This window comes from Scytonema hankhaensis NUACC26 (assembly GCF_045865695.1).
Taxonomy (GTDB): Bacteria; Cyanobacteriota; Cyanobacteriia; order Cyanobacteriales; family Nostocaceae; genus Scytonema.
Map to the genome: position 1 here is coordinate 44,203 of NZ_BAACAP010000181.1, position 11,558 is coordinate 55,760.

The 11,558-nt window shown below is 43.1% G+C and carries 7 protein-coding genes and 1 rRNA gene; 2 read left to right on the forward strand and 6 right to left on the reverse strand.

From position 1 onward, the window contains the following. Positions 1-667 precede the first annotated feature (667 nt). Positions 668-2,614, forward strand: a complete 1,947-nt coding sequence (locus tag ACKTT2_RS17320; RefSeq protein ID WP_407889068.1) for an APC family permease — start codon at positions 668-670, stop codon at positions 2,612-2,614. A gap of 268 nt (positions 2,615-2,882) precedes the next feature. Here ACKTT2_RS17320 and ACKTT2_RS17325 read toward each other — a convergent pair whose 3' ends face one another. From ACKTT2_RS17325 to ACKTT2_RS17340, 4 genes are all read right to left on the reverse strand, one after another. Continuing rightward, positions 2,883-3,527 carry an SAM-dependent methyltransferase gene (locus ACKTT2_RS17325; protein ID WP_407889087.1) on the reverse strand — a complete coding sequence of 215 codons (645 nt, stop codon included), beginning with the start codon at positions 3,525-3,527 and terminating at the stop codon, positions 2,883-2,885. Positions 3,528-3,546: 19 nt separating this feature from the next. After that, positions 3,547-4,878: an APC family permease gene (locus ACKTT2_RS17330; RefSeq protein WP_407889071.1), complete on the reverse strand. Its 1,332-nt coding sequence runs from the start codon at positions 4,876-4,878 to the stop codon at positions 3,547-3,549. A gap of 281 nt (positions 4,879-5,159) precedes the next feature. Continuing rightward, positions 5,160-6,281, reverse strand: a complete 1,122-nt coding sequence (locus ACKTT2_RS17335) for an AI-2E family transporter (protein ID WP_407889073.1) — start codon at positions 6,279-6,281, stop codon at positions 5,160-5,162. A 138-nt stretch (positions 6,282-6,419) separates the two neighbouring features. Further along, positions 6,420-6,602: a hypothetical protein gene (locus ACKTT2_RS17340; RefSeq protein WP_407889075.1), complete on the reverse strand. Its 183-nt coding sequence runs from the start codon at positions 6,600-6,602 to the stop codon at positions 6,420-6,422. 122 nt (positions 6,603-6,724) lie between these two features. On the opposite strand from ACKTT2_RS17340, the gene ftsH reads away from it, so the two are divergent. Continuing rightward, the gene (gene ftsH, locus ACKTT2_RS17345; protein ID WP_407889077.1) at positions 6,725-8,662 is read left to right on the forward strand and encodes an ATP-dependent zinc metalloprotease FtsH; all 1,938 of its coding nucleotides are present in this window, start codon (positions 6,725-6,727) and stop codon (positions 8,660-8,662) included. Between the two features lie 91 nt (positions 8,663-8,753). Here ftsH and ACKTT2_RS17350 read toward each other — a convergent pair whose 3' ends face one another. Together ACKTT2_RS17350 and rrf are read right to left on the reverse strand one after the other, a co-directional pair. Continuing rightward, positions 8,754-10,514, reverse strand: a complete 1,761-nt coding sequence (locus ACKTT2_RS17350) for a WD40 repeat domain-containing protein (RefSeq protein ID WP_407889089.1) — start codon at positions 10,512-10,514, stop codon at positions 8,754-8,756. 946 nt (positions 10,515-11,460) lie between these two features. Beyond that, positions 11,461-11,558 (reverse strand): 5S ribosomal RNA (gene rrf, locus ACKTT2_RS52335); the annotation flags it as partial.

Consider the following 11,558-nt stretch of genomic DNA (forward strand, 5'->3'; position numbering starts at 1 on the left):
GGAATGTATAGTACTCTTGAATAAATTCGTTATACTCAGGAGAAACAGACAGATTGTCTTGAGGAATTCGAAACATAACTGTTTGTAGATTTGATGTTTCATAACAAGCTAAACACCTTCATTTCTCTAAAGCATCTTTCTTGAGAATTAATGAAGATTACAATTCTCTGTAAAGATAGTTACAAGATAGAATTTCACAAAAAGCTTTGTAGGGCGGGAGCATCCCAATTTGGAAAAAACATCAAGCGATTGAAATCACAGCTATACAAATCAAGTCCCTCCGGGTATCTCAGAGCCGGAGACGCTAAGCACAAAGCCCACGCTCCGCTTCGGCTGAAAACTATGCCCGTAAGAGCTATACGCCAGTTCCGGTGGTCGCGGGAAACCCCTCCGGGTTCGCCAGTTGCCTATGGAGGGAAACCCTCATAGGCGCACTGGTCTCACCGCCTGCAGCGCTGGACTCACCGCCGACGCGAACTTAGTGGAGCCTGGGTCGGCAAGCTTTGTTTGCGTAGCTCCAGAATTCTATTCTGAGGCATTCTGCCAAAACGGGATGCTTCCTGTAGGGCTTTATACCAATTCGGAGTAATTCAGAAGATTCTTATAGTAAAATAAACTCGAAGGTGTATTACATCTCCAACTATTATATAGAAGCAGCAAGTGTTTGATGGCGAAACCAATCGTTCTCACAAAACGGCTCGGCAGACAGATCGTTCACTGGCTGCTCCAAGAAGACCGAAAAGAAAAAGGCGGACCTTACCGTAAGGAAGAAGCTCATCGCAACCATCCTTGGTGGCAAGTGATGTGTCTGACAGGGGTAGATTATTTCTCGACACTTGGTTACCAACCGGGTATTGCAGCATTGGCGGCGGGTGCTCTTTCTCCCCTTGCTACCCTCATTTTAGTGTTATTGACACTATTTGGAGCGTTACCGATCTACCGTCGCGTTGCAGCTCAAAGTCCTAATGGTGAAGGGTCGATCGCAATGCTTGCAAATTTGCTTCCCTGGTGGCAAGGGAAATTCCTCGTGCTTTGTCTGCTTGGCTTTGTGGCAACGGACTTCATTATTACCATTACTCTCTCAGCAGCTGATGCTACAGCTCACATCATCGAAAATCCCCTCGTACCAGCTTGGTTTCATAACCAGACGATCGCTATTACTCTAATACTTGTAGCAATGCTTGGTGCAGTGTTTCTTAGAGGGTTCCGAGAAGCGATCGGCATTGCAGTCTTTCTGGTTGTAGTTTACCTATTATTAAACTTCATTGTCATTCTTGTTGGTTTGTATCAAATTATCAATCGTCCATCGGTTATTACTGATTGGCAAACTACACTTTTTGCCACACATCAAAATCCCCTACTCATGCTTGGGGTAGCCATTCTGCTATTTCCAGAGTTAGCGTTGGGATTATCCGGTTTTGAGACAGGCGTTGCCGTTATGCCTCTAGTGCGAGGCAGTAGCAACGATGCCCCACAACAAGTCAAAGGTCGCATTCGCAATACATATAAGTTACTTACAGCTGCTGCATTAATCATGAGCTTCTTTTTACTTGCAAGCAGCTCGATAACCACTCTACTGATTCAACCAGAAGAATTTAAAGCAGGGGGCAAAGCAAGCGGGCGTGCTCTTGCTTACCTAGCACATACTTATCTTGGCAACGGCTTTGGCACAATTTACGATCTCAGTACGATCGCAATTCTATGGTTTGCAGGCGCATCTGCAATGGCGGGTCTTCTCAATATCGTACCCCGCTACCTACCAAGATATGGTATGGCACCAAGTTGGGCATTAGCATCGCGACCTTTAGTATTAGTCTATACAGTTATTGCCTTTGTTGTCACTATTATCTTTAAAGCGAATGTCGAAGCTCAAAGCGGAGCCTATGCTACAGGCGTACTTGTTTTGATAAGTACGGCGGCATTTGCAGTCACTTTATCAGCCTACCACCGGAGAGCAAAGGGGAAAGTCTTTACTTTTGCAATTATTACATTGGTGTTTATATACACAACTATTGTAAATACTATTGAAAGACCTGAAGGGATTAGAATAGCGACGTTCTTTATTATGACTATTATCTTCACCTCTTTGATCTCGCGTGTTTGGCGTTCAACTGAGTTACGTGTAGAGCGCGTTGAAATAGACGAAATTGCCGATCGCTTTATCGCAGAACAGAGCCAAGGTACAATAAAACTCATTGCAAATCGATTGAATGAAGGCGATGTGCAAGAATATTTTTTAAAAGAGAAAGAGGTGCGCGAAGACAACCATATTCCACCTACCGATCCAATTCTCTTTCTAGAAGTTTCAGTATCCGATGCTTCGGAATTTGCCAACATAATTAGAGTGAAAGGCGTAGAAGTTGGCAGTTACCGGATTTTACGTGCTGAGAGTGCTGCTGTACCTAACGCTATTGCTGCTATACTTATTTATCTTCGCGATCGCACGGGTAAGATACCTCATGCCTACTTTGGTTGGGCAGAGGGTAACCCAATCAAGTATTTGCTACGTTTTATCCTGTTTGGTGAGGGCGATATTCCTGTTGTCACTCGTGAAGTGCTTCGCAAAGCTGAGAAGAACAGAGAAAGACGTCCTGCCATTCATGTTGGAGGATGAAAAATGGTGTGGTACTTAGAGAATAAATGATGGTGTGGTACGGGCGTCCCCGCCCGTACATAGATGAGAAGGCGAGCGAGGACGCCCACACCACAAGAAAATAATCTAATTCACTTGTAAAGTTGCAACTAAACGCCAACCTTGCCATTGTTACTAGTACGACCGCTATGGGTGAGCATTGCCCTCCACATAGTGTTGATTGGTGGGTAATGCCCACCCTACTTGGTCACTGGTCACTGGTCACTGGTCACTGGTCACTGGTCACTGCTCACTGAAGATTAGTTGGTTTTTTGGCTGGAATCGTCCAGTAGTAAACTTGTCTACCACCTACTTGCAATGTTTTCTCTGGTTTCCAATCACCCATATCGAAGGCATGAGATACGATGCGCGTACCAGGTTTAAGTTGCCTAAATAACTGATCCCTTAACTTGAGATTGAGTTCCGGTAGCAAGTAGAGAGTTACCACTGTTGCTTCGCTAAAGTCAGAGGTAAAAAGGTCTTGTTGGCGGAAGGTCACCTTGTCAGTGACTCCTGCCTTTTTCGCATTTTCGTTAGCCTCTTCGACCCGTTTTGGGTCAATATCTATACCAACGCCTCTAGTTCCAAATTTTTTGGCGGCTGTTATGGGAATGCGTCCATCCCCACTACCAAGGTCGTACAGAACGTCATTTTTTGTTACCTTAGCAACTTCCAGCATTTTATCTACTACTTCTTGTGGTGTTGGTACATAGACCACATCTGGTTGCTTTTGTGCTGTTTCAGTTGTGGAAGAGGATTGCTGAACTTCAACTGCAGAAGAAGATGTCTCGCTTTTTTCTTGAGAACTTACTTCTTGTGGGCTACAACTAGCTAGCACTAGACTGCTAACACTAACAACTGTTAAGAATACTTTGAAGAGCGATCGCGATTGCATAATCTCTTTCTCCATTTGCTTACAAGTTTGTAGAAGTAGATCGTTTGCGGTTAAAAAATAGCAAGGGAATGCCCGTTAATAAAACTACGACACCAATGATGCCTCCAATACCCGCGTAAGTTACGCTTGAGTAAAGTAGGTAACCACAAATGGCGCAAAATAGCAATGGTATTAAGGGATAAGCAGGTACACGAAAAGGACGAAGCACATCTGGTTCTTTAGAACGCAGGACAAGCAGCGCAACTCCAGACAGTAGAAAGAAGAACCAGAATACAGGAGCTGTATAGTCTACCATTGTTGCAAACCCTTTGCGCGTGGCAGCACCAAGTATGACCAACCCCAGAGAAATTGCCCCTTGAACTAATAAAGCATTAATTGGGGTACTTCCGCGCTCTTGCCAACGTCCCATAAAGCCAAATATGGAAAAGTCCTGTCCCAAGGCATAGTTTGTCCGCGCTCCAGTAAAAATAGTTGCATTAGCAGCACCTAAAGCTGAAACGGCAACAAGAATACTTACAAACTTTGCACCATTTTCTCCCACAGCGCGGCGCATTAGATCGGCTGCAGGTGCTTCTGACCCCGCCAAGCCTGCTAGTCCTAAGCCTTGTAGGTACGCAACGTTGATCGACAAGTATATAATTGTGATCAGAGCAATACTTCCGAGCAGCACTCGTACCATGTTTCGTTTGCCGTGGCGTACTTCAGCTGAGATATAAGCAGCTTCATTCCACCCTCCATAAGTCAGGAGTACAAAGACCATTGCTAACCCTAATTCAGTTTGGGGAGGTGACGCTGTTGGATTGCTCACAACTTCAGGCTTAGCGAAAGCGATACCAACAATGACAACGAGTAGCAATCCTAAAACTTTTGCAATTGTTAGCCAGTTTTGTGTCTGCTTGCCTTGCTGAACGCCGAGAATGTTTAAACCTGTGAGACAAAGGACTACTCCTACGGCATAAATAGCTGAAGAGTATTCTCCTAAACGCAGTAGTTGGGAAGCATAATCTCCAAATACAAAAGCCATGAGAACAATAGAACCTGTTTGGATAACAGTCATTCTTGCCCAAGCAAAGAGAAACGCGGGAATTTTACCAAAAGCACGTAGCAGGTAATGATATGTTCCACCTGTATGGGGATAGGCTGTTGTTAATTCGGCGTAGCAAAGAGCACCTATGAAAGACATGATTCCACCAAGTAACCATGCTAATAGTGCTATTCCCGAACTCTCCGTATTCGCTGCTACTAAGGCTGGTGTTTGAAAGACGCCTGCACCTACTACCATACCTACAATCAAGGCGATCGCATCAATGGTTGACAGTGTAGGTTTTGGTGCTGATACTTTTGTTACCATAAATCCATAACCTGAGTGTTTCCGGTCATAAACTAGGAAAAAACATCTTTAAAGCTTAGGTTGCTACGGGACTCATTTGCAATCTGTATAGAAAATGGTGCCATGGGCAATTGGCATAGGACATCGGAAAAGAATTCTTTTCATTCCCTGTTGTAAGATATATAGGAGTAGATTACGATCGCTTAAGTATAATTAAGCTGTGTGAATTTATAGTGAAAGTTTTATGAAAGAAAATTTATGAAACTTTTATAAATACTTTTTTAGAATTTCTTGACAAATTATTAGTTGATTGTTCGATCTTCACCATCTACTGGATTTTCTTCTGGTTCTTTGTCTTCGGGCTTATCAGAAACTATCACAAACTCAGTTTCTCTACTAGAATCTTTGCCCCATCTATCTAAAACATCCTTAATCAGGACTTCCTGTACCCAGATCTTAGCAACAACGGTCAAGGGTAACGCTAAAAACAACCCTAGGAAACCAAAAAATGTGACAAAAAATAACTGGGAAATTAAAGTGATTGCTGGTAGCAGCGACACTTGATGCGCCATGACAACTGGCGTGATAAAGTTACTTTCTACTTGCTGAATGACAAAATAGAGAATGAAGACAGCAAGTACTTTCCACGGCGCATCTAGTAGAGCGATCGCCATAGCGGGTATAACGCTCATGGTAGGGCCAAGGTTGGGAATTAAATTCAAAAATCCTGCTAAAACACTTAAAGCAAGAGCCGATCGCACCCGCAGTATAGATAAGCCAATGGCACTCATCAGCCCTACTACACTCATAGCAATGAAAGCACCTGTAACCCAGCCCTCCAAAGATACTTCACATCGATCTAAAATTCCGTCAACTCGCCGTCGGTAAAAGGAAGGAAACAATCTTACAAAAACTTTGCGGTAAGCCAAAGGATCGGACAAAAACATTCCTGTTAGAACTAACACCAGCAAAATCTTCAGTACAACTTCTAAAGAACTAGAGACAAAAGCGAAGGAACTGCCTACAGCTCGATTAATAATGGGCTGTGCTTCTTTAGTTAAAGTACTTATATCGGGGATATACTGAGTTAGCTGTTGTGGAAGACGACCTCTGGCTTGATCTAACCAAGTGTTAAAAAGCTCCAAACCCCTAGGAACTTGTCTGGTTAGTTCTTGGAATTGATCTGCAAATGGTGGCACAATTAACCAGAAAAAGCCGACAATCAGAGCAATAAAGATACCAACGGAAAGCAGTATAGCGATTCCGCGTTTAACTCCTGAGTGTTGGAACCGTCGAGCCAAACGATTCAAGGTAGTTGCCAATACAACTGCAGCAAATATCAGTAATAGTACTTCCCTAATTTGCCACAAAATATACAATGCAAGAACGATGGCAATTAAGCCAATCCACTGACCTAAGTTCACTCCTGACTCCTGGCTCCTCACGAGCTGCGGTATCTTAAAGCAGTTAGTTTTGTTTTCAATTATTATCAGCTTTTTTACTGACTACTTGCAAACCAAGCTAGATAATTTTAGCAAGTTCTTTGGCTCGGGGTTGACAAACTAATCTTGTTTTTGCCTCCATAGTAGAAGACCTGCCATAGCGAGGGATGGAAATAAAACGATAATCAAAGCATTGGTCGCTGTCGCAGGAATTAGCGGACTTGGAGAAGCGTATTTAATTAAAACAGAGAGTGCGGCAGAGAGTAAAAATACTTTTAACACAAATCCAAGCTGATTTTGCATAATTGTGGCACAAGTACGGTAATTTGCATTGATTTTGTCGTAAAGTTACGAAACAAGAGTTTACCATAATAATAGTTAATGGATAGTGAATGTATACCACTAACCATTATCAAAAAATAAAAATGCCGGTAGAAACTAATAAAAAACGTCAAATCAAACCACCAAAGATCCGTCAGTTTGGTGGTAGCTTGTTGATTCTTTTGACTCTTCTTTTATTACTTAACTTTATTGTTCCCAACTTTTTCGGTCCTAGGTTACCACAGGTTCCCTACAGTGACTTTATCGCTCAAGTACAAGCAGGTAAGGTCGAGCGCGCGATTGTGGGTAATGAGAGGATTGAATATGTTCTTAAAACTCAAGACTCGGATGGTAAACCAGTTCAACAGGTACTTGGTACTACACCAATTGCCATTGACTTGGACTTACCAAAAATTCTTCGCGATAATCATGTAGAGTTTGCTGCACCGCCACCTAACCAAAATGGTTGGATTGGAACTCTCCTCAGTTGGGTTGCACCGCCGTTAATTTTCTTTGGAATTTGGGGCTTTCTACTCAATCGTCAGGGAGGTGGTCCTGCTGCGTTAACAGTGGGTAAGAGCAAAGCTCGCATTTATTCAGAAGGTAGCACTGGTGTAAAATTTCTTGATGTTGCTGGTGTTGATGAAGCCAAAGCTGAATTAGAAGAAATTGTTGATTTTCTCAAAAATGCTGACAAATATACTCGTTTGGGAGCTAAAATTCCTAAAGGTGTTCTGCTTGTTGGACCGCCTGGAACGGGTAAAACACTCTTAGCAAAAGCTATTGCTGGTGAAGCAGCTGTGCCTTTCTTTAGCATTTCTGGTTCTGAGTTTATCGAACTTTTTGTTGGTGTGGGTGCTGCACGAGTACGCGATCTATTTGAGCAAGCCAAGCAACAAGCTCCGTGCATTGTCTTTATTGATGAATTAGATGCACTAGGTAAATCTCGCGGTGGTGCTAGTCCTTTTAGTGGTGGTAATGATGAGCGAGAACAAACCCTCAACCAGTTACTCACTGAAATGGATGGTTTTGATGCCAATACTGGTGTTATCATTATCGCTGCTACTAACCGTCCGGAAGTTCTTGATATAGCATTGCGTCGCCCCGGTCGTTTCGATCGTCAAGTTGTTGTCGATCGCCCTGATAAAGGTGGTCGAGAAGCGATTCTCAAAGTTCACGCTAGAAATGTCAAGTTGGCTGAAGACGTGGATTTGGGTAACATCGCTATGAAAACACCTGGATTTGCTGGAGCAGATTTAGCCAATCTTGTCAATGAAGCTGCACTCCTTGCGGCGCGGCAAAATAGACAAGCGGTCATAATGGCTGATTTCAACGAAGCTATTGAGCGTGTTGTGGCTGGTTTGGAAAAACGTTCTCGCGTGTTGAATGAAACTGAGAAGAAGACTGTTGCATATCATGAAGTGGGTCACGCCATTATCGGTGCTTTGATGCCCGGTTCTGGTAAGGTTGAGAAAATATCTGTTGTGCCTCGCGGTGTGGGAGCGTTGGGTTATACGATTCAGATGCCGGAGGAAGATCGCTTCTTGATGATAGAAGATGAAATTCGAGGTCGCATTGCAATTCTGTTGGGTGGACGTTCTGCTGAAGAAACTGTTTTTGGTAAGGTGTCAACTGGTGCGAGCGATGACATTCAAAAGGCGACCGATTTGGCAGAACGTTATGTGACTTTGTATGGTATGAGCGAGCGCTTGGGTCCTGTAGCGTTTGAGAAGATTCAACAACAGTTCCTGGAAGGTTACGGTAACCCGCGTCGTGCTATTAGTCCAAAAGTAGCGGAAGAAATTGACCGTGAGGTGAAGCAAATTGTGGATAATGCCCACCACATTGCTTTGAGTATTCTGCATGAAAACCGGGATCTGTTAGAGGAAACCGCACAAGAATTGTTGCAAAAAGAAATTCTTGAAGGGAATGCTTTGCGGGAACGTCTTGCTCTGGCAAAAGTACCTGCTGAGTTGGATGAATGGTTGCGGAGTGGGAAGATATCTGAGGATAAGCCTTTGATGCAAACTCTGTTGGTTTAATATTTTAACCGCAGATGAACGCGGATGGACGCAGATTATATTCTGTTTCATCCGCATTTTTCTGTCTTTACTGGTCACTGGTCACTGTCTATTAGCTCCTCTGCCAAATTTTAATGGTTTTATCTAAACTCCCGCTGACTAACAGTTCTCCAGAGGTTGTGAATGCAACTGCTGTCACGGTGTGTGTATGACCTGCAAAAGTACCTAGTAGTTCACCCGTTTCTAGATGCCACAACTTGATGGTTTTATCGGCACTGCCACTAGCGATAATTTCTCCGTCGGGGCTGAGCGCGATCGCATACACTCCATCTCTATGTCCTTTGAGGGTACGCAGTAATTCACCTGTTTCTAAATGCCAAATTTTGATTGTTTTATCGCGACTGCCACTGATCAAAATTTTGCCATCTGCAGTTATTGCCAAGGCACGAACAATGTGAGCGTGACCTGTCAGGGAGTGGACTAACTCTGAGTCAAAAGTTGAGACTCCCCTTTGACGAGAGATGCACCATACTTTAATTTTGCGGTAGCTACCTGTGATGAGTGTTTTGCCATCAGAACTGAGAACTAGGGAATGGGCTGCAGTATCATCCAAAGATAGGGCAGTTGTCACCTGACGTTCTGTTAAGTCCCAAAACATGATTTTGCGATCGTCTCCCCCAGTTGCCAGTGTCTGCCCATCAGGAGTAAAGGCAACGCAGCGTACCATTCCATTATGCTTGTGCATAATATCTATTAAGTCTTGTGCGCCTACGTGCCAAATTTTGATCGTCGAGTCTGCCCCTCCACTAGCCAAAGTTTGCCCATCTGGACTAAAAGCGAGAGCATTCACTTCATCTACTAGACCGGAAACAGTCCAAGGATATTCTGATAAAGTTCCTACTAATTCACCTCTAGTTAAATCCCACAGTTTAGTTTCTCCACGACTACCACTGGCTACTATAGGTAAAGCATTGCCGTTATGACCCCTGTAACTAAAAGCAAGACAATTAATTCCCCGTGTATGCCCCTTCAGGGTCTGCCAACACTCCCAGTCTCCTATTATACTTTTAAGCTCGTGTTCGGGCGCGAGTGTTTGAGTGGTTTCCGCTATGGTAAAGTCGTCTAATATTTGTCTAGTGTCTTTTTTAGTAGCTAAAGATTCTAAATACCAACCCAAGCCCCCAGCGTATAGTAAATGACTTGGAGCGATCTGAAGCTTTGGCTCGCTCAATTCAATGCGATCTGTAGGTAGAAAGCCCGCAATGACTGCTTGTTTTTCGTAGCCACGTTTACCTGTAAATGGATAAAATAAACATAGAAAAACCAAGACTCTGTGATTTTTTAAGTCCTCTTGAGCGATCGTCCATCTTATTTTGTCTTTCTTAATACCATTGAAGCTTTCTCCATCAGCAACGTGAACTTGAATACTGAGTTTGGAGTTGTTGGCAAGCACGTAATGAAATTTACTTTCTCCGCGCAAATTGCCTTCATCGTCCAAAACCATGTTTTTGACAACATCTTGAGGCACTTTTTTGATTTGTTTCCCCAAGCGATCGCTAATTACACGGTCTACAATTTGCTCTCGAAGAAGGTAATCCTCTGCTTGTTGTTGAAAGTATTCTGGAAAAGGTATTGCCCAATCTGGAGGTTCGGGATAATCAGGCGGTATATCGGGAGGATTTTTGGCAACAATTTCTGCTTGTTGGCGAGCAATTTCCAGCAGTTTTGCCAAGGATTCGCCCCAAAAGGCCATAATTTCGCTGTGGCATCCTTTGACTTGACTTTCTAGCAAAGATAGGTCGTAAGTTTTAGGTTTTTTTACTCTTTGAAGGAAATCAGCTTGTTGGGACTTGAGCAAGCTAATCCAATCCATTTGAATCGCTGGGGGGCAGTGTTGCATACCTACGTTATGTTATGCCAGGGCAATTGCTAAGTTAATTTATCAACTGTGGTTCGTCAAAAATCCAGTAATTCCAGTAGTTAATTTAACACAATCATTTGTATGTGTAGATACCAAATGTTTTGTTATTGGAAACCGACTGTTATGTAGTGTAGTAATGGGTTTTGCCTCCTTATAAGAATGTAACGGTTGTTAATTCTAGCAATTCAGAGAACAAGATACTGTTTCTCAGGAAGCATTTTTGCGTAAAACAGTGTTGTCAAAATTTAGGGAGTAGGGGTTAGGGATGAGGATTTTCTCAGAAATGAATATTTGGCAGATACATAGATGATTACAATAACAGTATTCCTTCATATAAGGAAGACTTTATGAGCTAAAGTACTGATGAACCAGTGCGATGGACGACGACAGATTAAGAGCTATTGCTTCATAACGGTAATCGTTACAAAAATTTTGATGAAGAGTTGTTTGCGACGAGAGCACCACATTGGGGACATCAAAAAATATGTAACAATGTTGCTGCAGAACTGAGAGATTGGTCGCTGTCAATAGGTCTAGGCGAAGCTATAACCGCACCAGGAGTGATTTTCACTCTAAAATTAAGATGCGTTTGCCCTATCCTATTGCTTTTAAGTACCGTCGAACTTACGTTAAGAAACTTTTCTTTCAGATCTTTCAGATCTATGAGATTAAAAATGCCTACAAGAATCGGTAATTTTAGAGCCAAAAGGGAGTAATAGCATACCTTTCAGCTTTAAAATTACCGATCTTTGTAGGTGGGGCTATGCCCTACAAAGCGCTTTGTAGGGCATAGCCCCACCTAGGTGTTTAGGTAATCTTCTGGCGGGAAGAGAATAAATACTTAAAACAAAACCCTCTCCTAGTTGTAGCTAAAGGAGAGGGCTTTGCGATGTATAGAACCTGGCACCGAGCTATTTTCGCGGGCGGCTACCCGCCAACTATCGTCGCCGCATCAATGTTTCACAACTGAGTTCGAGATGGAGTCAGAGTGGTACC

Bases quoted from the DNA above. Each gene is read 5' to 3' on its own strand.
- ACKTT2_RS17320 (WP_407889068.1), top strand. From the start codon at position 668: ATGGCGAAACCAATCGTTCTCACAAAACGGCTCGGCAGACAGATCGTT.
- ACKTT2_RS17325 (WP_407889087.1), bottom strand. From the start codon at position 3,527: ATGCAATCGCGATCGCTCTTCAAAGTATTCTTAACAGTTGTTAGTGTT.
- ACKTT2_RS17330 (WP_407889071.1), bottom strand. From the start codon at position 4,878: ATGGTAACAAAAGTATCAGCACCAAAACCTACACTGTCAACCATTGAT.
- ACKTT2_RS17340 (WP_407889075.1), bottom strand. From the start codon at position 6,602: ATGCAAAATCAGCTTGGATTTGTGTTAAAAGTATTTTTACTCTCTGCC.
- ftsH (WP_407889077.1), top strand. From the start codon at position 6,725: ATGCCGGTAGAAACTAATAAAAAACGTCAAATCAAACCACCAAAGATC.
- ACKTT2_RS17350 (WP_407889089.1), bottom strand. From the start codon at position 10,514: ATGGATTGGATTAGCTTGCTCAAGTCCCAACAAGCTGATTTCCTTCAA.